The sequence below is a fragment of the Sphingomonas sp. CFBP 13603 genome, from assembly GCF_014892665.1.
Taxonomy (GTDB): domain Bacteria; phylum Pseudomonadota; class Alphaproteobacteria; order Sphingomonadales; family Sphingomonadaceae; genus Sphingomonas.
On sequence record NZ_JADBIA010000002.1, the window covers coordinates 447,483 to 471,898 of the forward strand.

Sequence of the window (24,416 nt, forward strand, 5' to 3'; positions counted from 1 at the left end):
CAAGTGGCAGCTCCTTCCCTCTCCCCGGGGGGAGAGGGGTAGTCAGCTCAACCCTTCAACACGCTCAGCAGCGTCTCGCCGAGCAGGCTGGGGCTTTCCGAAACGCGGATCCCGGCAGCTTCCATTGCCGCGATCTTGCTCTCTGCGTCGCCCTTGCCGCCCGACACGATCGCGCCGGCATGGCCCATGCGACGGCCCGGAGGCGCCGTACGACCGGCGATGAAGCCTGCCATCGGCTTCGACCGACCGCGCTTGGCTTCGTCGCGGAGGAACTGTGCCGCCTGCTCTTCCGCGTCGCCGCCGATTTCGCCGATCATGATGATCGACTGGGTCTCGTCGTCGGCGAGAAACAGCTCGAGCACGTCGATGAAGTTCGTGCCGTTGACCGGATCGCCACCGATGCCGACCGCGGTCGTCTGACCAAGGCCTGCGTTCGACGTCTGGAACACCGCCTCATAGGTAAGCGTGCCTGAACGGCTGACAACGCCGACCGAACCCTTCTTGAAGATCGAGCCGGGCATGATGCCGATCTTGCACTCGCCGGGGGTCAGCACGCCGGGGCAGTTCGGGCCGATGAGCCGCGACTTGGAGCCCGACAGCGCGCGCTTGACCTTGACCATGTCGAGCACGGGAATGCCCTCGGTGATCGCGACGATCAGCTCGATCTCGGCGTCGATCGCCTCGAGAATCGAATCGGCGGCGAAGGGGGGCGGCACGTAGATGACCGACGCGGTCGCGCCGGTCATCGCCTTGGCTTCGGCGACGGTGTTGTAGACGGGGAGGTCGAGGTGGGTCGTACCGCCCTTGCCGGGCGTGACGCCGCCGACCATCTGCGTGCCGTATTCCAGCGCCGCCTTGGTGTGGAAGCTGCCGGTTTCGCCGGTCATGCCTTGCGTGATGACCTTGGTGTTCTTGTCGACGAGGATGCTCATCTTGTCTCGTTCCTTACCACCCCGGCGAAGGCCGGGGCCCAATTGGGAAAGCGGTCATGGTAGTGCGATGCGATCGTAAAGGTCGTCCCAAGAGGGATTGAAACCGTTGATCTCACGCAGCTTCCAGTCTCGCTTCCACTCCTTCATGTGCAGCTCGCGCTGCCGGGCGGCTTCCCAACTACCGGCTAACTCATACCAGACGAGCAGCTTGCAGTCGTATTTCTTCGTGAACCCGGCGACGACGGCGTTGCGGTGTTCCCACACGCGCTTCGCCAGGTTCAGCGTCGAGCCGAGGTAGATCGTGCCATTAAACCCACTTGCCATGATGTAGACGAACGCTTGTTCTTCCATCAGCGGGGCCTTCCCAATTGGGCCCCGGCCTTCGCCGGGGTGGTGCGATCCTTACCTCACCTCAAATCAGTTCAGCGAACCATCGATACCCTTGCAGGCCACGATCAGCTCCTTCACCGCATCGACCGACACGGTGAGGTTCTGCTTGGCTTCGTCGTCCAGCTTGATCTCGACGATCTTCTCGACGCCGCCAGCACCGATCACCACCGGCACACCGACGTACAGATCGGTAAGGCCGTACTCGCCCGACACATAGGCCGCGGCCGGAAGCACTCGCTTCTGGTCGTACAGATACGCCTCGGCCATCGCGATGCCGCTGGTCGCCGGCGCGTAGTATGCCGAGCCCGTCTTCAGCAGCGCGACGATCTCGCCGCCGCCGCCGCGCGTGCGCTTGACGATCGCGTCGATCTTTTCCTGGCTCGACATGCCCATCGCGATGAGATCGGGAACCGGGATGCCCGACACGGTCGAGTAGCTGATGACCGGAACCATCGTGTCGCCGTGGCCGCCGAGCACGAAGCTGGTGACGTCCTTGACCGAGACCTTGAACTCGTCGGCGAGGAAGTGGCTGAAGCGCGCCGAGTCGAGGACGCCGGCCATGCCGACGACCATGTGGTGCGGCAGCCCGGAGAACTCGCGGAGCGCCCAGACCATCGCGTCGAGCGGGTTGGTGATGCAGATCACGAATGCATCGGGAGCGTTGGCCTTGATGCCCTCGCCGACGGCCTTCATGACCTTCAAGTTGATGCCGAGCAGGTCGTCGCGGCTCATGCCGGGCTTGCGTGCCACACCGGCGGTGACGATGATGACGTCCGCGCCGGCGATGTCGGCGTAGTCGTTCGAGCCGGTAATCTGCGAGTCGAAGCCTTCGACCGGGCCGCACTGCGACAGGTCGAGCGCCTTGCCCTGGGGGATGCCCTCGGCGACGTCGAACAGGACGATATCGCCAAGGCCCTTGAGTGCTGCGAGGTGCGCGAGCGTACCGCCGATGTTACCGGCGCCGATCAGCGCGATCTTCTTGCGAGCCATTCCAATCCGTCTCCGTCTGATGTGCGGGGTGATTGGTGACGCCGGTTACGCGCATTATCCCGCTACGGCAACCGCTAAAAGGACAAAAGCGGGTTGTTATTGCGAGTAGTTCGCATGTGCAATAAGCTTAGAGGTGGCCCTCGGCGAGATAGTCCTCGGAGCGCATCTCCTCGAGGCGGCTGATCGTGCGGTCGAATTCGAACCTGCCGTCGCCGCTTTCGTAGAGGTCGCCGGGTTGCGCATCGGCGGCGGCGAGGAGCTTCACCTTGTGCTCGTACAGCGCGTCGATCAGCGCGACGAACCGCGCGGCCTCGTTGCGGTTCTCGGGGCCGAGCTTGGGGATGCCGACTAGGATGACGGTGTGGAATTTCCGCGCGATGGCGAGATAGTCGGCTACGCCGCGGGCTTCGCCGCACAACTTCTTGAAGCTGAACACCGCGACGCCCTTGAGCGATTTCGGCACCCGCAGCGTGCGGCCCTGGACGATCAGGTCTTCGGCCGGGACGTGCTCGCTGTCGTCGGTCGAGAAGTCGGTGAGGCGGAAGAATGCGGCGGAGAGCTGCGCGGTCGCTTCGGGACCGTTGGGGACGAGCCAGGTGTCCTGGCTGCCGAGACGGTCGCGGCGATAGTCGACCGGGCCGTTGAGCGGGAGCACGTCGAGGCGCTGCTCGATGGTCGCGATGAAGGGCAGGAAATGCTCGCGGTTGAGGCCGTTCTTGTAGAGATCGGCGGGCGGGCGGTTCGAGGTGGTCACGATCGTCACGCCGGAATCGAGCAACGACGTCACCAGTCGCGACAGGATCATCGCGTCGGGGCTGTTGGTGACCATCATCTCGTCGAACGCGAGCAGCCGCGTCTCGTCGGCGATCGCGGTGGCGACGGGAACGATCGGGTCGCCGACTTCCTTGCGACGCTCGGCGGCGATGCGCGCGTGGACCTCGAGCATGAACTCGCCGAAGTGGACGCGGCGCTTCTTCTCGACGGGCGCGTTGGCGAAGAACAGGTCCATCAGCATCGACTTGCCGCGGCCGACGCCGCCCCAGAGGTAGACGCCGCGGGGGTCTGGTTTCTTGGAGAAGCGCGCGAAGAAGCCGGTGGACTTGGGGGTGGCGAGTTCGGTGGCGAGGGTGTTCAGGCGCGCGGCGGCGGCGGCTTGTTCGGGATCGGGGCGGAGTTCGCCCGAGGCTACGAGGGCTTCATAGGCTTTAAGGACTGTCACTTCCCCACCTCTTTACCACCCCGGCGAAGGCCGGGGTCCAGGTGGAAAGGTCGCCGTGATAGAGCGCTGCGCTTGATCAATGATCGTGTCCCAACTGGGCCCCGGCCTTCGCCGGGGTGGTGGTAGCGGCCGGGGTCAGCCCTTCGGCGGCTTCGGCGACGGCTTGCGGATCGTGGCCGAGAAGGCGGCGATCTTCGTTTCGTCGTCCCCTTGCACCACGAGACCCCGGAGGAACAAGAGGCGGCCGGTTTCCTTGAGGACCTCGACCTGCGCCTCGATCGGCTCGCCAACGCGGCCGCCGCCGATAAATTGCGTGTTGAGATCAAGCGTGACCGCGGTGCCGGCGGTGATCAGGCCGAAGCCTCTGGCGGCGGCGAACAGCGCGACGTCAATGAACGCGAGGAGCGCGCCGCCGTGGACGTTGTTCTGGAGATTCGAGTGGCGATGCTCGGGGGTGATGCGGACGCGGACGCTGTGGTCGTCGACGCGGTAGAGCATGGGGCCGAGGAGGGTGTTGAAGCGGGTGGGGTCGGAGAGCGACCAGCTGCGCCAGCCTGGGTTGGCGGGGTCTTCGGCTTCGACGAAATGGGGTTTGTCCGTCATAATTTCCGTTCGTCCCGAGTAGGCATCGAGCTTGTCGAGATGGCGTATCGAAGGACATGTACCTCGATACGAGCTCTCGACTACGCTCGATCTCTACTCGGCACGAACGGGGTGGGGGGAAGGCAGGTCTCCCCCCCCCAAAAAGTCGGGAAAGGTAGGCCCTCCCCCAACCGAAGGGATCAGACGATCCGTTCGGCTTCCATCTTCTTGATCTCGGCGATCGCCTTGGCGGGGTTGAGACCCTTGGGACAGGCGTTCGCACAGTTCATGATGGTGTGGCAGCGGTACAGGCGGAACGGATCCTCGAGCTCGTCGAGACGCTCGCCGGTCATCTCGTCGCGGCTGTCGGCGAGCCAGCGATAGGCCTGCAACAGGATCGCCGGCCCCAAGAATTTGTCGGCGTTCCACCAGTAGCTCGGGCACGAGGTCGAGCAGCAGGCGCACAGGATGCACTCGTACAGGCCGTCGAGCTTCGAGCGGTCTTCCGGCGACTGGAGGCGTTCCTTGCCCGAGGGCGGCGGGGTGACAGTCTGCAGCCACGGCTTGATCGACGAATATTGCGCGTAGAAATGCGTGAAATCGGGGACCAGGTCCTTGATCACGTCCATGTGCGGCAGGGGCGTGATCTGGACCTCGCCCTTGCAATCCTCGATCGCGGTGGTGCAGGCGAGGCCGTTCTTGCCGTTGATGTTCATCGAGCACGAGCCGCAAATGCCCTCGCGGCACGAGCGGCGGAAGGTGAGCGAGGAATCCTGCTCGCTCTTCATCTTGATCAGCGCGTCGAGCACCATCGGGCCGGTGTCGTCGAGATCGAGCTCGAAATTATCGTAGCGCGGGTTCTCGCCGCTGTCGGGATCGTAGCGGTAGACCTTGAACGATTTGAGACGCTTACCCCCGCTGGTCGAGGCGTGCTTGACGCCCTTCTTGACGACGCTGTTTTTCGGGAGCGAGAATTCGGCCATTGCGAGCGGTCCGTCCGTGGTGTGATTATAGGTTGTCAGAGCCGATACATGACAGGGGCCCTCCCCGCAAATCCTTAGCTTCGCGGGTGCAACATGCGTCACACCCGCTGTCGCGTTGCCTGCTCGCGCCGGGTCAGATGATGTCGAGGACAAGCCCCAGGTCGCGGGCTTCCTCTGCCTCGATGTACCAGTTGGAGGGGGCCTTCTTCTTCAATTCCTCGAGCGACACCTTCGAGCCCTCGACGATCGCGCGGAAGCCTTCCTCCTGGATGTTGATCGAGTCCTCGATCTCGTGGAGCTTGGCCTTGAGCGTATAGGAGAGCGTGTTGAGCGGGCCGTTGAGTTCGATCGTGCTCTGCATCTGGCGCTCGTGGATCATGATGCGGCTGTTGCGGGTGAGGAAACGGCTGTCGACCGGGAAGGCGGACATGAACGTCGCGCCGGCGGAATAGACCGCGACCTTGCCGAGGAAGAGCGTCTCCCGGCCAGTGTATTCGCGGAGCAGGCGGATGTTGTCACCCATGGCGCGCGCGACTTCCGGGTCGCCGCCGAGCGTGGTGATCGAGACGACCAGCGGGCCCTCGGTGGGGGCGGCGACGAGTTGCGACTTGAAATTGTCGTACATCGCGTCGTCGACGGGGCCATGGAGGTGGATATGGGGGGCGGCCAGCAAGGGGTAGTTGCGGGCGTTCGAAGCGGGGGATGTGTCGGTCATGCCGCGGCAAACTTTTGCGGGGGCGGTGGGTTCCGAGGGACAGGATAAAAGCGCGAGGGCCTAAAGCTTCGTGGCAAGCCCCGCCTGTTTGAGGATGGCGTTGGCCGTGTGGCGGGACAGGATCGTGCCGTCGACGACGACCGGGCGTGGCGCGTGCGGGCTGTGCCAGATTTCGTGATCGCCCTTGCCGCTGCGCACGAAGGTGCATCCGTTCGCCGTGAGGATATCGCGAACCTGCGCGGCGTATCCCCGGACCATGATCCGTTAGGCCGCGATCTCGAAATCGCGCTCGTGGTGCGCGATGATCCGGATGCGGTGCGGGCCAGCGAGGCGCGTGGGATCGGCGATATCGTTGGCGTGAATGTCGAGCAGGTCGGGCAGCATCGCCGCGGCTTTTTCAACGAGTGCTTCGAGCGTGGCGGCATCGGCAGCGAAACCGGGGATGTCGCCGTCTACCGAATACCAGACGCTGGCTTCGGGGTCGTAGTCTGCACGGATCGTCCAGTGCGCCATGTCCAACCTCGTCTTTCCGCGGATTGCTGGGGTTGGTGTACGCCGAAATGCCCGTCGGCGCCACAATTGCGGTTTTGCCGGGTCGGACGCGGACTACACCCAACAGCCGTTCTCCTGCGAACGCAGGAGTCCAGGATCACAAATGCCGCGTTCCGTAACCCTGGGCTCCTGCGTTCGCAGGAGAACCGGAGGGGGTTCAGCTAGCCTTGGTTGTGCGCTTGTACTGGAGGATCCAGCCTACGAGGCCGCCGGGGACGCCGCCTACCAGCGAAAAGAGCGCGTAGAAGGTGATCGCTATCTTCTGGGGTTCTTCGCCCACGCCGCGGGGTTCGATGCCGAAGACGTAGATCGCGGTCAGCAGCGCGACGACCACCGGCCATAGGAAGCCGGCGATCATCGGTTGGAAGCGCGTCAGGAGCCCCACCGCGACGGGCACGAGGAACCCGATCGCGATGATGGCCCACGTCATCGAAACATCCCGCTCATCAGTACACCCGCTTCTTGGGCTTGATGTAGTCGATGTCGTCGGTGAGCGTGTAGTCGTGGACCGGGCGGAAATCGATCTTGGTCTCGCCGCCCTTGCCGCCCCAGCCGTTGAAGGTGGTGATGGTGTGCTTCATCCAGTTCGCGTCGTCGCGCTCGGGGAAATCCTCGTGCATGTGCGCGCCGCGCGACTCGGTGCGGTTCGCCGCCGAGTTCATCGTCACGACTGCCTGGCCGATCAGATTGTCGAGCTCCATCGTCTCGACCAGATCGGTGTTCCAGATCATGCTGCGATCCTTCACGGCGACGTCGGTCATCCGGCTGTAGATCCCGGCCATCTTCTCGACGCCCTGGTTCAGCAACTCGGTGTCGCGGAACACCGCGCAATGCTTCTGCATGGTCTGCTGCATGTCGAGACGGATCTGCGCGGTCGGCGACCCGCCGCTTGCGTTGCGGAAATGGTCGAGACGCGTGAGCGCCAGATCTTCCGACCCCTTGGGCAGCGGCGCGTGCGCGGTGCCGGGCTTCAGCGTGTCCTTGATCCGCAGGCCGGTCGCGCGGCCGAACACTACGAGATCGATCAGGCTGTTCGAGCCGAGGCGGTTGGCGCCGTGGACCGAGACGCACGCGGCCTCGCCGACCGCGAACAGGCCGGGGACGACCGCATCGGGGTTGCCGTCGACGAGGTTGACGACCTCGCCGTGGAAGTTGGTCGGGATGCCGCCCATGTTATAGTGGACGGTCGGCGTGACCGGCAGCGGCTGACGCGTGAGATCGACGCCGGCGAAGACTTTCCCAGTCTCGGTGATGCCCGGCAGGCGCTCGGCGAGCACCTTGGGATCGATGTGATCGAGGTGCAGGAAGATGTGGTCGCCGTTCTTGCCGACGCCGCGGCCTTCGCGCATTTCGAGCGCCATCGAGCGGCTGACGACGTCGCGCGAGGCGAGGTCCTTCGCCGACGGGGCATAGCGCTCCATGAAGCGCTCGCCCTCGGAGTTGGTCAGGTAACCGCCCTCACCGCGTGCGCCCTCGGTGATGAGAACGCCTGCGCCGTAGATGCCGGTCGGGTGGAACTGGACGAACTCCATATCCTGGAGCGGCAGGCCGGCGCGGAGCACCATCGCGTTGCCGTCGCCGGTGCAGGTGTGCGCCGAGGTCGCCGAGAAATAGACGCGGCCGTAACCGCCGGTGGCGAGCACGGTCTGGTGGCTGCGGAAGCGATGGATCGAGCCGTCTTCCATGCACAGCGCAATGACGCCGCGGCAGACGCCGTTCTCCATGATCAGGTCGAGCGCGAAATACTCGACGAAGAAGTCCGTGTTGTACTTCAGGCTCTGCTGATACAGCGCGTGGAGCATCGCGTGGCCGGTGCGATCGGCGGCAGCGGCGGTGCGCTGGACCGGGGGGCCCTCGCCCATGTTCTGCATGTGGCCGCCGAACGGACGCTGATAGATCGTGCCGTTCTCGTTGCGGCTGAACGGCATGCCCGCATGTTCGAGCTCGTAGACCGCCTGAGGCGCCTCGCGGCAGAGATACTCGATCGCGTCCTGGTCGCCGAGCCAGTCGGAACCCTTGACGGTGTCGAACATGTGCCAGGTCCAGTGATCCGGCGAGTTGTTGCCGAGCGAGGCAGCGATGCCGCCCTGCGCTGCAACGGTATGCGAACGGGTCGGGAAGACCTTGGTGATGCACGCGGTCTTCAGGCCGCTCTCGGCGATGCCCATCGTCGCGCGCAGGCCGGAACCGCCGGCACCGACGACGACCGCATCATAGGTATGATCGATGATCTTGTAGGCAGCTGACATTACGCGGGAGCTCCGGAGAAGGCGACCTTCAGGATCGCAAACAGGGCGATGCCGCCCAGCGTGAAGGTGAACAGGTTGAGGAGGATCATCGTCACGACACGGCTTTCGTCGTGCATGTAATCCTCGATCACGACCTGCAGACCGAGACGGAAGTGATAGAAGACCGACAGGATCAGCAGCGCCATCGGCACCGCGACCCAGGCCGACTGCAGCCAGAGGTGGACCGCGGCGTAATCATAGCCGGGCATCCGCGCGACCGAGATCATCAGCCAGAGCATGAGGAACAGGTTGGCGCCCGCCGTCAGGCGCTGCTGCCACCAGTGATGCGCGCCGTGTTTCGCACTGCCGAGGCCGCGGACGCGACCGATTGCCGTACCCGAACCCATTACTTGATCCCCATGTAGAGCCAGAACACGACCGTCAGCGCAACCGAGGCGACCATCGTCGCGATCGCGCCCATCTTGTTGCGCTTCAGTTCGTAGCCGGCGCCGGTGTCGAGCACGAAGTGGCGGATACCGGTCATCATGTGCTGGAACAGCGACAGCGTCAGCCCGACCGCAACGATATAGCCGAGGATGTTGAGCCGGCCCGTCTCGGTGGTGAACACGTCGACGAAGGTCGCATAGGCCTGATCGCCCGCGGCGATCGCAGCGAGCCACCAGACGAGCAGCAGGCTGCCGACGGTCGCCATCCCGCTGCCGGTCACGCGGTGCAGGATCGAGACCAGCATGTGCGGGCCCCATTTATAAACCTGCAGATGGGGAGATAGCGGGCGTGCCGGGTTGCGCGATGCCAAGGGCGGAGTCCTCGATCGTAAAAAAGATGGTTGGGCCGACCTATTAGACTCCGCGTGCTGCGATGCAACCCATTGGCCGCCCATCTGTAACCCAAGGCAATCGCGCGTCACCCGCGTCGAGGTCGTGCACGGCGAGCGAAGATTACCATCGATCCCTAACCAGCTCTTAAACAATAGGCGGTAGCGCTGGACGGGCAAAACCCGATTTCGGAGTCCACCGCCTTGACCAAAGACCTGCCGACGCTCGGCTCGATCGCCGCCACCGTCGACATCCCGGCGCGGCTGCGGGTGTTCGATTTCGATGGTTCGCTGGCAGTGGCGAGCCGCGAAGTGTGGGACGCGCTCGAGCCCGAGATCGCGATCGTCTCGAAAGCGTATTGGGAACAATGGCTTCGGTGCTTCGCGGACGAGCGTCTCTGGGCGCCGAGCGAGACCGAAAAGATGATCGAGATCGGCTGCACGTTCCTGAGAAACCGGTTTCTGGATACCGCGGGCCGGGCCTGGATCGAATCGGTCGAGCGGTCGGTCGCCGCGGCCTATGCGGCGGACGTATCGCCGATGGCGCTGCTGTCGATGATCAGCGCGAGCGACCGTGCCGCGCTCGACGTGCTGATGCGCCGGGTCGACCGCGAGGGCGTCAAGCTGCCGCGCTACATCGACACGCTGATGCGGCTGTCCGCGCTGGAGGGCGAGATCACCGTCGCGATCTACAACAATTACCGCGCGCACTCCGCACAGGTCGGTCGCGATACGCTGGCGGCGGAATTCCGCGACGGCATCGCGGCGATGGTCGAGACCGCGACCAACGAGGGGCATACGTTGCGCGAACAGGCGGTCCGAAGCTCGGCATCGACTCGCGCGGTGCTGGGCAAGGCGAGCGAAGTCGCCGCGGCCGCCGAACAGTCCGCCGTGGCGATGCGCGAGGCGGCGCAGACCGCCGCCGGGCTGATCCGGGCGATCGAGGATGCGCGGACCGAGGTGGAAGCTGCAGCGGAGATCGCCAACCGCGCGTCGGTACAGGCGGGTGAAGCCGTCGGCATGTCGGAAGCGCTGAGCGATCATGCGAAGTCGATCGAATCGATCCTCAGCCTGATCCGCGATATCGCCGGTCAGACCAACCTGCTGGCGCTGAACGCGACGATCGAGGCGGCGCGCGCAGGCGATGCAGGCCGCGGGTTCGCCGTCGTCGCGCAGGAGGTGAAGAGTCTGGCCAACCAGACCGCGCGCGCGACCGATGACATCGCCGCCAAGATCGCCGCGATCCAGTCCGCCACCCGCGGCACCGTCGAGACCAATGCCAGCATCAAGGCGACCGTCACCGAAGTCCAGGAATCGGCCGATCGCATCCGCTACGCGATGGAGGCGCAGGCGCAGACCGTGACGGCGATCACCGCTGCGGTCGACGAAACCGCGCTTGCCGCCGATTCGATGTCGACGACGATCGCCGCGATCCGCGAGGATACCGAGACCGTCGCGAGCGAGATCGACGGCGTCGGCCGCGGCTTCGACGTGCTCGATGGACGGCTGAGCAATCTGAAGAACAGCGCCGGCGATTTCGTCGCCAAAGTCGCTGCATAACGAGCCTTGGGAGAGGTCATGACCGCGGATACCGCGCTGGCGACGCCAATGCGTTCGGCCAGATCGCTGCGCGAGCGCGTCGGCGACTATGATTGGGACGGGCTGATCGCGCCGGCCTGCGCCACGCTCAGCGCGTTGCTCGACGAGGACGATCACCGGCGGATCGGCGAGATGTTCTGGCGGCATTATCTGTCGCTCGACGCGGTGCGCCATATCGCCGCGCAGATCACGCCCGACCGGCTCGAACGGCGGATCGCCCAGAGCGCGGTCTATGCCCGGATGCGGTACCTGTCGCCGTATGACGAAGCGTGGGAGGCTATGGCGATCGACCATGCGGAGAGTTCGCGCCAGTCGGGTATCCCCCTGCCCGCGCTGCTGTCGGCCGCCGCTTTCGCCCATAGCGCGACGCTGAACCTGGTCGTCGACCGCCTCGGCACCGACACCGCGACGATGCGGATCGTGGCGGATGCGGTACAGCGGCTCGCGCTGATCGAGGCGGACATCATGGCCTCGTATCTCGGCGCGACCGACACCGAGGCGGCACGCGCCGAACGGGGCACGCGGGCATCCGACTTTCGCCAGCGCATCGCCGCGTCGATCGAGGATACCGCCGCTCTGGGCGCGCGAATCCGCGTGCAGGCGGCGGCGGCATCGTCCTCGACACGCGGCGTTCTGAGCAAGGCGAGCGAGGTCGCGGCGGCCGCGGAACAATCGGCCCTGGCGATGCGCGAGGCGGCGCAGACTGCCGCCGGGCTGATCCGGGCGATCGAGGATGCGCGGACCGAAGTGGAGGCGGCGGCAGAGATCGCGACCCGCGCCTCGGCGCAGGCGGGCGAAGCGGTCGGCATGTCGGAGACCCTTAGCGAGCATGCGAAGTCGATCGAATCGATCCTCGGGTTGATCCGCAGCATCGCCGGTCAGACCAACCTGCTGGCGCTCAACGCGACGATCGAGGCGGCACGGGCGGGCGATGCCGGGCGCGGCTTTGCGGTGGTGGCGCAGGAGGTGAAATCGCTGGCCAACCAGACCGCGCGCGCGACCGATGACATTGCCGGAAAGATCGCTGCGATCCAGGCGGCGACGCGCTCGACCGTCGTCACCAACGCGTCGATCAAGTCGACGGTCGCGGAGGTGCAGGAGAGCGCGGACCGGATCAGGTTTGCGATGTACGCGCAGGCGCAGACCGTCACCGCGATCACTGCAGCGGTCGACGAGACGGCGCTGGCGGCGGACGCGATGTCGACGACGATCGCCGCGATCCGCCAGGATACCGAAGGGGTGGCGGTCGAGATCGATCAGCTCGGGCACGGCTTTTGCGCGGTGGACGACAAGCTGGGTGTGCTGCGCGGCGCGGCGGACGGGTTTTCGGCTAGCGTGGCTTGAGGGGCTTCGGAGGAGAGTAACGGGTTCACGCGGAGACGCGGAGACGCGGAGGGCCTGGCGTAACCGGAGGTTCTTCAAAACTCACGTTGTTATACGCAGCGTTATACGCAGCGCCTGACCGACGCGCATCACCTCCGCGTCTCCGCGTCTCCGCGTGAACCATTCCTTCTTCGGCTTGGTGACGGATACGGCCTGCGGCGCTAGAGCGCTGGCATGACTATTCTTCTTACCGGCTCCAGTCGCGGTATCGGCGCGGCTATTCATGCGGCGCTGACCGATGCGGGCGCTTCCGTCATCGGGCATGGGACCGCTAGCGGTATCCCGGCCGACTTCAGCGATCCCGAAGGGCCGACTGCGTTGTGGAACGCGGCGCTGGAGCAGGCTGGCGGTACGATCGATGTGCTGATCAACAATGCGGGCGTGTTCGAGGCCAGCCCCCTTCACGACGACGACTGGACCGCGCAGTGGGAGCGGACGATGCGGATCAACCTTACCGCGTCGGCCGAGCTGTGCCGGTTGGCGGTATTGCACTGGCAGTCGCGCGGTGTCGGTGGGCGGATCGTCAATATCGCGAGCCGGGCGGCGTATCGCGGGGATTCGCCGGCGCATTGGCATTACGCCGCGTCGAAGGCGGGGATGGTGGCGATGACCAAGACGATCGCTCGGGGCTATGCTCGGGAGGGGATCCTCGCATTCGCGGTGTGCCCCGGGTTCACGATGACCGGGATGGCGGAGGATTATCTGTCGAGCCGTGGCGGCGATGGGTTGCTGGCGGACATTCCGCTCGGGCGGGTCGCTGCGCCTGACGAGATCGCGGCGGCGGCTAAGTTTTTGGCGTTGGAGGCGCCGGCTTCGATGACGGGGTCGGTGATCGACGTGAATGGGGCGAGTTATGTCCGATAGTTGGAAGCTCACCCTCCCCTGCACGCGGGCGGAGGCGGAGGCGATCGATGCGAGCGACGATCTGACGATCGACGGCGTGCTGATGACCACCGAGGAGATCGAGGACGATGTCGAATCCTGGCGGCTCGATGCGTATTTCGAGCATGAGCCGGCGGCCGACACGGTCGCGGCGGTGCGGGCGCTAGTCCCGAGTGCGGCGGGGGCCGAGATCGCGGTCGAGCGGTTGGGCGATGCGGACTGGGTGACGATGAGCCAGGCCGGGCTCGAGCCTTTGTCGGTCGGGCGGTTCTTCGTGCATACGGGCGCGCATGCGGGCGCGGTGCCGGCGGACAAGCGAGCGTTCCTGATCGAGGCTAGCCGGGCGTTCGGGACGGGGCATCACGAGACGACCAGCGGGTGTCTGGCGATGCTCGACGGGTTGGCGGATGCGACGTTTGCGAACGTGATCGATATCGGGACGGGGACGGGGTTGCTGGCGTTTGCGGCGGCGCATTTGTGGCCTGAGGCCAAGGTGATGGGGACGGATATCGATCCGGTCTCGATCGATGTGACGGCGGAGAATGCGGCGCTTAACGGGGTCGAGGGGATCGATCTCGTTGTGGCGGACGGTACGCTGGACGATGCGATCGTGGCGCGGGCGCCGTATGATCTGGTGATCGCGAATATTCTGGCGGGGCCGCTGGTGTCTATGGCGCCGGAGATCGCTTCGATTTCGGATGTTGGGGCGACGATTGTTCTAGCCGGGTTGCTGGAGACGCAGCGGGCTGGGGTTGTCGCGGCGTATGAGGCTTGCGGGTGTTCGCTGGAAGCTGTCGACCGGCGGGGGGATTGGAGTGTGCTTCGGTTGCGCGCTGGGGCGGAGAGGTTTGTGGCGGAGGGGCCGTTCGATCCTAAGGGGCGTGATGGGTGGGCGTTGGATATCTAGAATACCCCTTCCCAGCAGAAGCTTGTTCCCCCGCGAAGGCGGGGGTCCAGTCTGGGCCCCCGCCTTCGCGGGGGAACAATCTTTTGGGGAGGGAGGCCTCACCCCACGCCTAACACCACCCCGGCGGAGGCCGGGGCCCAATTGGGATAGCGGTGCGGTTCGATCTCGGAGGTTCGCCCAATTGGGCCCCGGCCTTCGCCGGGGTGGTGCCTCTGTCAGTTACGCGACAATCTTGCCGGTAGCGTAGTCCTGCGTGCCTTCGGTCAGCACCACATCGCCCGGCTCGATCCGCGCGACCGGGATATCCGGGAGCGCCTTCAGCTCTTCGTACAGCGGCGCGAAGTCGGTCTCTACCGTCAGCCGCAGCAACTCCTCGAAGCTCGGGATGACGAAATAGTTCTGCTGGAAATCGTCGATCCGGTATTCGGTCCGCATCACACGGGCGAGGTCTAGCGCGATGCGGTTCGGGCTTGGGTCGTCCAAGGCAAACCGCGTTTCCGCGTAGCTGGAGACGATACCCGAGCCGTAGATGCGCAGGCCTTCGGGTTCTGCGATCAGCCCGAACTCGACCGTGTACCAGTAGAGCCGTCCCAGATACTTCAGCGCGTCGAGCCCAAGCGCACGCTGGCCACCGCGGCCGTAGGCGGCGAGGTAGTCTGCGAACACCGGGTCGGCGAGCATCGGGACGTGGCCGAACACGTCGTGGAAGACGTCGGGTTCCTGGAGGTAGTCGAGCTGGTCGGGGCGGCGGATGAAGTTGCCGGCGACGAAGCGGCGGTTGGCCATGTGGTCGAAGAACACGTCGTCGGGGACGAGGCCGGGGACCGCGACGACCGACCAGCCGGTGAGCTTGGTCAGGCGTTCGGAGAGTTCCTCGAAATCGGGGATGCCGGGTTTCGACAGCTTCAGGACGTCGAGCCCGCGCAGCCAGGCGTTCGAAGCGCGGCCGGGAAGCAGCTTCGACTGGCGCGCGAACAGCGTGTCCCAAGTCGCGTGATCCTCCGCGGTGTAATCCGCCCAGTTCTGCGGGATCGTCCAGTCGGGAGCGCCTTCGGGCGGGGTGCTCAGTACGTGTGTGTCATTGGCCATGCGGCTGGTCTAGCATGACGGAATGAAGACGGAAACGCGTTGGGTTACATGGATTTTACGGGCGATCGCGGCGGTGTTCGGCGTCGTTGCGAGCTATGCGGTGGCGGGGCTGGTCGGCGGGTCGATCCCGAGCAACCGCGACTGGCGGGCGCCGGCCGAGGGGGTGCATATCTTCGTCGAGAGCAACGGCGTGCATACCGGGATCATCGTGCCGAAGGTCGCGGCCGGGGTGGATTGGCGCGGGGTGGCTCGGGCGGAGGATTTGCGCGATCCGCGGTATGGCGCGTTCGATCATGTGGCGTTCGGGTGGGGAGAGAAGACGTTCTACCTGGAGACGCCGACCTGGGCCGACGTGAAATTGCGGACGGTGATGGGCGCGGCGTTCGGCAGTACGCGGACGTTGATGCATGTCGATCATCTGCCGAGGCCGCGCGCGGGGGATGGGGCTCGGGAGATCGTGGTAACGCCAAAGCAGTATCGGCGGTTGGCGGCGTATATCCGGGCGAGCTTTCGCGATGGGGGTGCGCGGTACCGGGGGTATGCCGGGTATGATGCGTTTTACGAGGCTAACGGGCGGTATAGTGCGGTGCGGACGTGTAATGCGTGGACGGGGGATGCGCTTCGGTTTGCGGGGGTTCGGGTTGGTAAGTGGACGCCGTTTCCGGTTACTGTGATGGGGTGGTTTTGAAGCCGCCGTCGAAAGCGCTTTGGGCCGCAGAGTTGCCGCGCGCGGCGTGGACGGTTGCAACATGGTGGCGCCATCGTCCGGCGCTGGCTGCGGTACCTCGCGGTGACGGGAGGGCGGTGATGGTGCTTCCGGGGCTGTTCAACACCGACCGCTCGAACTTCGTGATGCGGGGCTATCTGAAAAGGCTCGGCTACCGCGCGACCGGCTGGGGATTGGGGCGCAATCTCGGCGTGCGGACGGTCGGCGTGGAGGCAGAGCACTTGATAGCGCGGATCGCGGCGCGGGCAGCGCAAACCGGGCCGGTCACGCTCGTCGGGGTGAGTCTCGGAGGGATCATGGCGCGCTTGGTCGCGCACCAACGTCCCGATCTGGTTCGGGCCGTGATCACGGTCAGCTCGCCTTTTGCGGGCTCTGCCAAGGCGACCAACGTCTGGCGAGCGTTTGAATGGATGACGGGCGAGCGGCTCGACGATCCGGCGGTGATCGCGCGCAGCGCGGCGATTGCCGCGCCGCTGCCGATACGGTCGACCGCGATCTGGAGCCGGTCGGACGGGTTGGTCAACGGGTTCATATGCCACGACGCGGCGGGGCGTGCCGTGGAGGTTCGGAGCGGGCATCTCGGCGTGCAGCTGAAACCGGCGGTGCTGATCGCGGTGGCGAAGGCTTTGGCGGACTAGGCCACCTCCCCAGCAGAGGCAGGGGTCCAGTTGGGGAACGTTGCTGACAGGGGGCAGCGCGACGTTACTTCGGTTCGCCCAACTGGGCCCCGGCCTTCGCCGGGGTGGGGCTTCGCTTGGGTGGTATGGGGGTGCCGATCAATTCCCGGCGCGATACCCTTGGTACTGCCCGCATTCCGAGCGTTGCGGGTCGCGCTTGCAGCGCTTCGCGAGTTCCTTGCGCTGCTTGCCCTCTTCGGCTTCCTGCTTGCGCATCTTCTTGCCGTAGTTGCGGTCGGATTCTTCCTGGCTGGTGGTGGTCCAGTCGACCGCCTTGCCGGCGACCTGGAACGGTGCCTTCACGATCGAGGTTGCAGTGCTGATGCAGCCACTTACGAGGAACGGCAGGACCGCGAGTACGGGGATGACTTTACGCATTTACTTCACTCCTGCGCGGGACCGATCGCGCGCCTGGCTTCCGTATAGCGGAAAGTCGGTGAACAATCCGTCGATACCTTGTGCAAGTCCGGCGTCGATCTCGGCGGCGATGTCGCCGTGGGCGGCGAGATCGGTGCCGCGGCGGAAGCGGGTCGGTTCGAAATAGTTCTCCGCGCGGTAGGTCCAGGGGTGGACCCGCAGGCCGGCCGCGTGCGCGTCGGCGACCAGCGTGGTCGGGGTCGCATCGGTCCAGAGCATGCTCTTGTTCGGGCCGATGCCGTAGGCGTAGGCGGCGACGGCCTTCAGGCCTTCGGGCGTGATCATCGCCTTGTAGCTCGGCTGCGCGCCATCGACGGGACCGCCCTCCCCGTCCATGAGCTGGATCAGGCGGACTTTCGTCATCTTGTGGAGGCGCTGGAGGTTGGCGACCTCGAACGACTGGATGAACACCGGCGCTTTGGCCGAATCCCAGCCGGCCTCGCGCAGTTCGGCGACCAGCTTCGCGTCGGTCGGATGGCCGATCTTGGCGAAATAGGTCGGGTGCTTGGTCTCGGGATAGATGCCGATCGTCCGGCCCGTCTCGGTCGTGCGGCGTTTGGCGAGCGCGATGATCTCGGCGAGCGTGGGGATCTGGAACTGGCCGTCATAGGCCGTATTCGCGGGGCGGAGCTTGGGCAGGCGCTCCTTCGCGCGCAGCGTCTTCAGTTCGGCGAGCGTGAAGTCCTCGACGAACCAGCCGGTCATCGTCTGGCCGTCGATCGTCTTGGTGGTTTTCCGCGCGGCGAACTCGGGGTGGTCGGCGACGTTGGTCGTCTCCGCGATGTTGTTCTCGTGGCGAGCGACGAGGACGTCGTCCTTGGTCGGCACCAGATCGGGTTCGATGAAGTCCGCGCCCTGGTCGATCGCGAGCTCATAGGCCGCCAGCGTATGCTCGGGCCGGAGCCCGCTCGCACCGCGGTGCGCAATCACGATTGGGGGCGACAATCGGGGAGAAGCTGGCGTCATCGCCGCAGCTTGCCCGCTCAGCGCTATGAACGCCAGCGTACCAACACGTGAGAGCTTGTCGCAATAGGAAACGATCGGTCGCATCGGCGTTAAGTCCTCGAAATCCGTACATTCCCGGCACATTCAACCAGGGGCACCGCCATGCATTTCACGATCAATGGTCAATCATATGACGCCGAGCCCGATATTCGTACGTCGGTGCTCGACCTGTGCCGCGAGCATCTCGGGCTGACGGGCTCGAAGAAGGGCTGCGATCATGGCCAGTGCGGCGCGTGCACGGTGCTGATCAACGGGCGCCGCGTCAATTCCTGCCTGACGCTCGCGGTGATGCATCAGGACGACGAGATCACGACGATCGAGGGGATCGGCCAGCCGGGTAACCTCCATGCGCTGCAGGACGCGTTCGTGCGGCATGACGGGTATCAGTGCGGCTATTGCACGCCGGGGCAGATCTGTTCGGCGGTCGGCATGCTCGACGAGGTCAAGAAGGGCTGGGCCAGCCATGCGTCGGGCGACCTGACCGATCCGAAGTTCGACGATGCCGAGATTTCCGAGCGCATGAGCGGCAATCTGTGCCGTTGCGCCGCGTATCCGAACATCGTCGATGCGATCCGCGAAGTCGGTGGTGCCGAGCCCGCAGGCCGGACCGCGGACGAGAAGGACGCCGCGATGGAAGCCAACGCGCGCGGGGAGCTGGTGGCATGAAGACCTTCACCTACGAGAAGCCCGCTACGCCCGAGGCTGCGGTCAAGGATATCGACACCGTTGGTGCGAAGTTCATCGCGGGGGGTACCAATTTGCTCGACCTGATGAAGTTGCAGGTCGAAACTCCGGACAAGCTGGTCGACATCTCGCGGCTCGATCTCGCGAAGATCGAGGAGCGCGAGGATGGCGGGCTGACGATCGGTGCGCTGGTGCCGAACAGCGATCTCGCCGCCGATCGCCGGGTCGTTGCCAAGTACGAAGTGCTGAGTCGGGCGTTGCTGGCGGGTGCTTCGGGGCAGTTGCGCAACAAGGCGTCGACCGGGGGCAATCTGCTCCAGCGGACGCGGTGCTATTATTTCTACGACACCGCGGCGGCGTGCAACAAGCGTGAGCCGGGCAGCGGGTGTTCAGCGATCGGCGGCTTCAACCGCATCCTCGCCGTGCTGGGGACGAGCGAGCATTGCATCGCAACGCACCCGAGCGACATGGCGGTGGCGATGCGGGCGCTCGACGCGACGATCGTGACGCTGAAGGCAGACGGCGATCGTCGGCGGATCTCGATCCACGATTTCTATCGCCTGCCGGGCGATACGCCGCAGATCGAGAACGCGCTCGAAGCGGGTGAACTGATCACGCACATCGAGCTGCCGGCACCGGTCAAGGGCAAGCAGGAATATCGCAAGGTGCGCGACCGTGCGTCCTATGCGTTCGCGCTCGTCTCGGTGGCGGCGATCGTCGACGTGCAGGACGGCGTGATCGCGTCGGCTTCGCTCGCGTTCGGTGGCCTTGGGCCGATGCCGTGGCGCAACCCGGCGGTCGAGGCGGCTCTGGTCGGCAAGGCGCCGTCCGATGCCGTGTTCGAGGCTGCGGCGACCGCGCTGCTGGCCGACGCCAAGGGCTATGGCTCGAACGACTTCAAGATCCCCCTCGCCCGTCGCACGCTGATCGCGACGCTGCGCAACGTCACGGGAGCATAAGCATGTTTGGTCTTGGCACTACGAACAGCCTGACGATGGACAAGCCGCATCCGGACAGTCTTCTGGATACGGGCGTCCAGGGCGTCATCGGCAAGCCGCTCGACCGGATCGACGGTCCGCTGAAGGTTACGGGCACGGCGACCTATGCTGCGGAGTATCAGTTCGCCAACATGGCGTACGGCGTGCTGGTCGGCACGAAGATCTCGGCGGGGAAAGTCGTCTCGATCGACGTCGATGCGGTGAAGTCGATCCCCGGCGTGATCGACGTCGTCACCGACTTCGACCAGTTCATCCGCGTCTCGGCGCAGGGCGGCGCGACCGATGCACCGACGCAAGGCGTGAAGGACATCGCGTTCTTCGGCCAGATCGTCGCGATCGTGCTCGCCGAGAGCTTCGAGGTTGCGCGCGATGCGGCGGCTCGCTTGCCGATCGAGTATGACGAGGCCGAGGGTCAGTACGACTTCGCCGCGCACCGCGACGAGACGCGGACGCCGCCGGACGATGCGACGCCCGCGCATTTCAAGCAGGGCGACGTCGACAAGGCGATGGCCGATGCGACGGTGACGATCGATTCGACCTATGTCACGCCGAGCCAGAACTCGGCGGCGATGGAACCGCATGCCTCGACCGCGGTGTGGGAAGAGGACGGCTCGCTGTCGCTGTACGGCGCGTACCAGATGCCGACCTCGGACGCGCAGCAGTTGGCGAAGTCGCTGGGGCTGTCGGAGAAGAAGGTGCGGATCATCGCGCGCTATATCGGCGGCGGGTTCGGATCGAAGCTCGGCATCGCGCCGGAGAGCGTCGCGGCGGCGATCGCGGCGAAGCAGCTTGGCCGTCCGGTCAAGGCGGTGATGTCGCGCCCGCAGGTGTTCGAGGCGACCGTGCGGCGGTCGAATACCGAGCAGCATGTGCGGCTCGCGGCGGATGCCGATGGCAAGTTGCTGGCGATCGGTCACGAGACGCTGACCTCGAACCAGCCGACCGAGGATTATTTCGAGCCTGCGGGTATCGGCACGCATTTGCTGTACGGCGGTGAGAACCGACTGATCACGCACGAGGTGGTCGATGTGAACTTCGTGCTGTCGGGCTCGATGCGCGCGCCGGGCGAGGCTGTCGGGATGCTCGCGCTGGAAGGCGCGATGGACGAGCTGGCCGAGAAGCTCCAGATGGATCCGATCGAACTGCGCAAGCGCAACGATCCGAAGATCGACCCTGAGAAGGACGTGCCCTATTCGTCGCGCAACCTGACGCGTGCGCTCGACGAGGGTGCGAAGAAGTTCGGCTGGGACAAGCGCCAGAAGGCCGGCACGCGGCGCGAGGGCGAGTGGCTGATCGGCATGGGCGTCGCCTCGGCGGTGCGCGGCAACATGATGATGGAATCGTCCGCCAAGGTCGAGATCCACCCGGATGGCTCGGCGACGGTGTCGTCGGCGATGACCGATATCGGCACGGGCAGCTACACGATCCTGGCGCAGATCGCGTCGGAGATCCTCGGGATCCCGGTCGAGAACATCACGATGTCGCTGGGTGATACCAACGATCCTCCCGCCGCTGGTTCGGGTGGTTCGTGGGGTGCGGCGTCTTCGGGTACTGCCGTGTACCTCGCGTGCGAGATGCTGCGCGGGAAGCTCGCCAAGGCGGCGGGCGTCGACGAGGACGGCCTGACGCTGAAGGACGGCAACGCGATCGGCGACAACCGCTCGACGCCGATCGGCGAGCTGGTCGGCAAGGGTCTCGAGGCTACCGGGCACATCAAGCCGGGCAAGCAGGAGAAGGAGACGTCGCAGGCTGGGTTCGGCGCGCATTTCGCCGAGGTCGCGGTCAACGTGATCACCGGCGAGACGCGGGTGCGGCGGATGCTCGGGTCGTTCGCGGCGGGGCGCGTGCTCAACGCGAAGACCGCGCGGTCGCAGTGCCTCGGCGGGATGACCTTCGGGATCGGCACCGCGCTTACCGAGGACCTGATCCACGACACGCGGACCGGCAAGCTGGTGAACCACGATCTGGCGGAATATCACGTGCCGGCCAATGCGGACGTGCCGCAAATGGACGTCCACTTCGTCGACGAGCGCGACATCCATGCGAACCCGATCCACGCGAAGGGGATCGGCGAGTTGGGGATTTCGGGCGCGGGTGCTGCGGTGGCGAACGCGGTGTATAATGCGACGGGTATTAGGGTACGCGAGTTCCCGATCACGTTGGATAAGTTGCTGGACCAGTTGCCGGCTGTTTGAGGCTCGCCTCAAGTAGAGATACCGCTAAAATAGTTACTTCCCCGGCGGAGGCCGGGGCCCAATTGGGCAGGCTTTGATAACGGAGGATTGTCCGCCGTTACCCTCGTTCCCCAATTGGGCCCCGGCCTTCGCCGGGGTGGTGTTTTGGGGTTGGGCTGTGACCTCGTCAAACGCCCCCGCCCTACCCATATCCTTCGCTCCACCCGAGGACCGCAGAATGAACGAACACGTGATGGATGCGGCGTTTCGGCCGGGTGGTCTCGACCGCGCGAAGCAGGGCGTTCTCGGGCTCGGGCTCGACCGGATCGAGGGGCCGGCTAAGGTCACCGGCGTGGCGGATTATGCGTATGAAGGCACGCCCGACGGCATCGCCTATGCCGCGATCGTCGGTACTCCGGTCGGCAGCGGGCGCATCCTCGGCACCGACGTCAGCGCCGCCGAGGCTTTGCCTGGTGTCATCGCCATCATTCACGACGACGCGCGCATGCCGGCCGGCGAATCCAACTCTCGCGCGATGCCGCTGTTTGACACTGACGTGATTCTCCACCTCGGCCAGCCGGTCGCGATCGTCGTTGCCGAGGACCAGGCGATCGCGCGCGATGCCGCGGCGCTGGTCCTGGTTCGCACCGAGGCGGGCGAGGACCGGTTCGACGTCGAGGCACAGCCGGTCGACACCGCGCCGGAAATCGGCTTCCTCCCGCCGATCAACAATGGCGATCTCGACGCAGTGATGGCGGACGCGGCGGTGACGTTCGATCGGACCTACACGACGCCCGTCCATTTCCCCGCCGCGCTGGAACCGCATGCCACCACCGCGTGGTGGGAGGGCGACAAACTCACCGTGCGGTCGAGCAACCAGGTGATCGGCGGCGCGCGGAAAACGATCGCCAAGGCGCTCAAGATCGATGCGGACAAGGTGCGCGTGCTCGCGCCGTATGTCGGCGGAGGGTTCGGGGGCAAGACCGGCGTCGGGCCCGAGGCGATCCTCGCGGCGATCGCGGCGGAGGTCGTCGGGCGGCCAGTGAAGGTCGCCCTGCCCCGCCGGCAGACCGCGTATATGGTGCATCACCGGTCGCACACGACGCAGCGGATCCGGATCGCTGCCGACGAGCACGGCGTGATCCTCGGCATGGGGCATGAGAGCGTCGTCGCGCAGAACGACGATGGCGAGTTTCTCGAGCCGGTGCCGTTCGGGACCTTGCCGCTGTACCGGGGCGACGCGCGGCGGTTCAAGACCGACCTCGTCCGCGTCGACCTGCCGGCGAGCGGTGCGGTTCGGGCGCCGGGCGAAGCGGTCGGGACGTTCGGGGTCGAGTGCGCGATGGACGAGCTGGCCGAGCAGCTCGGCATCGATCCGATCGAGCTGCGGCGACGCAACGAGCCCGAGACCGATCCGGTAAGCGGCAAGCCGTTCTCCACGCGGCGGATGCTCGATTGCTACACGCAAGGCGCGCAGCGGTTCGGCTGGCCGGACACGGTGCCGGCGCCGGGGTCGGTGCGCGACGGCGAGTGGCTGGTCGGGATCGGCATGGCGGCGAGCCTGCGCGGCAATTTCACCGTCGAGGCGCAGGCGCGCGTGCGGCTGGAGGCGGACGGTCGCGCGACGGTCGAGTGCGACATGACCGATATCGGCACGGGGACGTACACCATCCTCGCGCAGACCGCGGGCGAGATGCTCGGGCTGCCGGTCGCCGAGGTGAATGTGCGGCTCGGCGATACCGACTTCCCGCCGAGCGCGGGGTCGGGCGGGTCGTTCGGCGCTGGCAGCGCATGTTCGGCGGTGGTGCTGGCGTGCGAGGATATCCTTGGCGAGCTGGCGTTGCGGATGAATGCCGCGCCAGAGGATCTGAGCTTGCACGATGGCTGCGTGAGCGCTGGCGGGCGGTCGGTGAAGCTTGCCGATCTCGTGCGCGGCGAACCGATCGTGGCGATGGGCAAGACCGGGCCGGGTGCCGAGAGCAAGCGCACCAGCCAGGCGAGCCACGGCGCGCACTTCGTCGAGGTCGCGGTGAACGCGGTGACGGGCGAGACGCGCGTGCGGCGGATGCTCGGCGTGTTCGACGTCGGGCGGGTGCTCAATCGCAAGACCGCGACGAGCCAGATCACCGGCGGGATGGCGTGGGGGATCGCCTATGCGCTGAGCGAGGAGGGCATCGTCGACACGCGGACCGGAGCGTTCGTGAACCCCGATTTCGGCGAATATCATGTCGCGGTGAATGCCGACATTCCGCAGCTCGAAGTGCATTTCATCGAGGAGATCGACGATTCCGCGAACCCGGTCGGGGCGAAGGGCGTTGGCGAGCTTGGGATTTCCGGCGCGGGGGCTGCGGTGGCGAATGCCATCTACAACGCGACGGGGGTTCGGGTTCGGGACTTTCCGGTGACGCTCGACAAGCTGCTCGAGGGTTTGCCGGCGGTCTGATCTCT

The 24,416-nt window shown here is 65.7% G+C and carries 26 protein-coding genes; 10 read left to right on the forward strand and 16 right to left on the reverse strand.

All coding sequences use genetic code 11. The annotated features are described in order from the left end of the window. Positions 1-47: 47 nt before the first annotated feature. The 13 genes from sucD to sdhC all read right to left on the reverse strand — a co-directional run bounded on the left by sucD (position 48) and on the right by sdhC (position 9,408). Complete coding sequence (gene sucD, locus IFR23_RS04885; RefSeq protein WP_093396778.1) at positions 48-932, reverse strand: succinate--CoA ligase subunit alpha; 885 nt, start codon at positions 930-932, stop codon at positions 48-50. Positions 933-986: 54 nt separating this feature from the next. Further along, positions 987-1,283, reverse strand: coding sequence for a GIY-YIG nuclease family protein (locus IFR23_RS04890; RefSeq protein WP_093396776.1), 297 nt, complete (start codon positions 1,281-1,283; stop codon positions 987-989). Between the two features lie 66 nt (positions 1,284-1,349). Then, complete coding sequence (mdh, locus tag IFR23_RS04895) at positions 1,350-2,312, reverse strand: malate dehydrogenase (protein WP_056060667.1); 963 nt, start codon at positions 2,310-2,312, stop codon at positions 1,350-1,352. 127 nt (positions 2,313-2,439) lie between these two features. Next, a complete protein-coding gene (gene zapE, locus IFR23_RS04900) occupies positions 2,440-3,531 on the reverse strand; it encodes a cell division protein ZapE (protein ID WP_136189355.1) in 1,092 nt (363 codons plus the stop codon). A 135-nt stretch (positions 3,532-3,666) separates the two neighbouring features. Beyond that, a complete protein-coding gene (locus IFR23_RS04905; protein WP_192974919.1) occupies positions 3,667-4,134 on the reverse strand; it encodes a PaaI family thioesterase in 468 nt (155 codons plus the stop codon). A gap of 179 nt (positions 4,135-4,313) precedes the next feature. Next, positions 4,314-5,096, reverse strand: coding sequence for a succinate dehydrogenase iron-sulfur subunit (locus tag IFR23_RS04910; RefSeq protein WP_056060672.1), 783 nt, complete (start codon positions 5,094-5,096; stop codon positions 4,314-4,316). A 133-nt stretch (positions 5,097-5,229) separates the two neighbouring features. Then, positions 5,230-5,811: a ClpP family protease gene (locus tag IFR23_RS04915; RefSeq protein WP_056484564.1), complete on the reverse strand. Its 582-nt coding sequence runs from the start codon at positions 5,809-5,811 to the stop codon at positions 5,230-5,232. Positions 5,812-5,871: 60 nt separating this feature from the next. Continuing rightward, positions 5,872-6,069 (reverse strand): type II toxin-antitoxin system HicA family toxin, encoded by a 198-nt coding sequence (locus tag IFR23_RS04920; protein ID WP_192974920.1) that lies wholly within the window; start codon positions 6,067-6,069, stop codon positions 5,872-5,874. 6 nt (positions 6,070-6,075) lie between these two features. Beyond that, positions 6,076-6,324 carry a DUF1902 domain-containing protein gene (locus IFR23_RS04925; RefSeq protein ID WP_192974921.1) on the reverse strand — a complete coding sequence of 83 codons (249 nt, stop codon included), beginning with the start codon at positions 6,322-6,324 and terminating at the stop codon, positions 6,076-6,078. Positions 6,325-6,520: 196 nt separating this feature from the next. Beyond that, positions 6,521-6,793, reverse strand: a complete 273-nt coding sequence (locus tag IFR23_RS04930; protein WP_192974922.1) for a hypothetical protein — start codon at positions 6,791-6,793, stop codon at positions 6,521-6,523. Between the two features lie 16 nt (positions 6,794-6,809). Then, a complete protein-coding gene (sdhA, locus tag IFR23_RS04935) occupies positions 6,810-8,612 on the reverse strand; it encodes a succinate dehydrogenase flavoprotein subunit (RefSeq protein ID WP_056047438.1) in 1,803 nt (600 codons plus the stop codon). Continuing rightward, a complete protein-coding gene (gene sdhD / locus IFR23_RS04940) occupies positions 8,612-8,998 on the reverse strand; it encodes a succinate dehydrogenase, hydrophobic membrane anchor protein (protein WP_060524023.1) in 387 nt (128 codons plus the stop codon). Before sdhD ends, sdhA begins: the two co-directional genes overlap by 1 nt. Continuing rightward, positions 8,998-9,408, reverse strand: coding sequence for a succinate dehydrogenase, cytochrome b556 subunit (sdhC, locus tag IFR23_RS04945; RefSeq protein ID WP_274599155.1), 411 nt, complete (start codon positions 9,406-9,408; stop codon positions 8,998-9,000). The genes sdhD and sdhC overlap by 1 nt, the downstream gene beginning before the upstream one ends. 222 nt (positions 9,409-9,630) lie before the next feature. Between sdhC and IFR23_RS04950 the strand changes: the two genes are divergently transcribed. The 4 genes from IFR23_RS04950 (at position 9,631) to IFR23_RS04965 (ending at position 14,197) form a co-directional block, all read left to right on the forward strand. After that, a complete protein-coding gene (locus IFR23_RS04950) occupies positions 9,631-10,986 on the forward strand; it encodes a methyl-accepting chemotaxis protein (protein ID WP_374956451.1) in 1,356 nt (451 codons plus the stop codon). 18 nt (positions 10,987-11,004) lie between these two features. After that, entirely contained in the window at positions 11,005-12,369 is a 1,365-nt protein-coding gene (locus tag IFR23_RS04955; protein ID WP_244655449.1) for a methyl-accepting chemotaxis protein, read from the forward strand. Positions 12,370-12,582: 213 nt separating this feature from the next. After that, positions 12,583-13,272, forward strand: coding sequence for an SDR family NAD(P)-dependent oxidoreductase (locus tag IFR23_RS04960; protein WP_192974923.1), 690 nt, complete (start codon positions 12,583-12,585; stop codon positions 13,270-13,272). After that, complete coding sequence (locus IFR23_RS04965) at positions 13,262-14,197, forward strand: 50S ribosomal protein L11 methyltransferase (RefSeq protein ID WP_192974924.1); 936 nt, start codon at positions 13,262-13,264, stop codon at positions 14,195-14,197. The genes IFR23_RS04960 and IFR23_RS04965 overlap by 11 nt, the downstream gene beginning before the upstream one ends. Positions 14,198-14,416: 219 nt before the next feature. Here IFR23_RS04965 and phhA read toward each other — a convergent pair whose 3' ends face one another. Beyond that, complete coding sequence (gene phhA, locus IFR23_RS04970) at positions 14,417-15,286, reverse strand: phenylalanine 4-monooxygenase (RefSeq protein WP_192974925.1); 870 nt, start codon at positions 15,284-15,286, stop codon at positions 14,417-14,419. Positions 15,287-15,308: 22 nt separating this feature from the next. Here phhA and IFR23_RS04975 point away from each other — a divergent pair, with 22 nt between their 5' ends. Together IFR23_RS04975 and IFR23_RS04980 are read left to right on the forward strand one after the other, a co-directional pair. Continuing rightward, a complete protein-coding gene (locus tag IFR23_RS04975) occupies positions 15,309-15,974 on the forward strand; it encodes a TIGR02117 family protein (RefSeq protein WP_192974926.1) in 666 nt (221 codons plus the stop codon). Between the two features lie 119 nt (positions 15,975-16,093). Further along, entirely contained in the window at positions 16,094-16,651 is a 558-nt protein-coding gene (locus IFR23_RS04980; RefSeq protein WP_244655471.1) for an alpha/beta hydrolase, read from the forward strand. Positions 16,652-16,789: 138 nt separating this feature from the next. Here IFR23_RS04980 and IFR23_RS04985 read toward each other — a convergent pair whose 3' ends face one another. Both IFR23_RS04985 and IFR23_RS04990 read right to left on the reverse strand, forming a co-directional pair. Beyond that, a complete protein-coding gene (locus IFR23_RS04985) occupies positions 16,790-17,068 on the reverse strand; it encodes a hypothetical protein (RefSeq protein WP_192974928.1) in 279 nt (92 codons plus the stop codon). Continuing rightward, on the reverse strand, positions 17,069-18,073 hold the full coding sequence (locus IFR23_RS04990) for a glycerophosphodiester phosphodiesterase (RefSeq protein ID WP_192975027.1): 1,005 nt from the start codon (positions 18,071-18,073) through the stop codon (positions 17,069-17,071). It abuts the gene before it with no gap. 141 nt (positions 18,074-18,214) lie between these two features. Here IFR23_RS04990 and IFR23_RS04995 point away from each other — a divergent pair, with 141 nt between their 5' ends. From IFR23_RS04995 to IFR23_RS05010, 4 genes are all read left to right on the forward strand, one after another. After that, positions 18,215-18,778, forward strand: coding sequence for a 2Fe-2S iron-sulfur cluster-binding protein (locus IFR23_RS04995; protein ID WP_082441359.1), 564 nt, complete (start codon positions 18,215-18,217; stop codon positions 18,776-18,778). Beyond that, positions 18,775-19,755, forward strand: a complete 981-nt coding sequence (locus IFR23_RS05000) for an FAD binding domain-containing protein (RefSeq protein WP_107964072.1) — start codon at positions 18,775-18,777, stop codon at positions 19,753-19,755. The genes IFR23_RS04995 and IFR23_RS05000 overlap by 4 nt, the downstream gene beginning before the upstream one ends. Before the next feature lie 2 nt (positions 19,756-19,757). Continuing rightward, a complete protein-coding gene (locus IFR23_RS05005; RefSeq protein ID WP_192974929.1) occupies positions 19,758-21,989 on the forward strand; it encodes a xanthine dehydrogenase family protein molybdopterin-binding subunit in 2,232 nt (743 codons plus the stop codon). 217 nt (positions 21,990-22,206) lie between these two features. Next, entirely contained in the window at positions 22,207-24,411 is a 2,205-nt protein-coding gene (locus IFR23_RS05010; RefSeq protein WP_192974930.1) for a xanthine dehydrogenase family protein molybdopterin-binding subunit, read from the forward strand. The last annotated feature ends 5 nt before the right edge of the window (positions 24,412-24,416 follow it).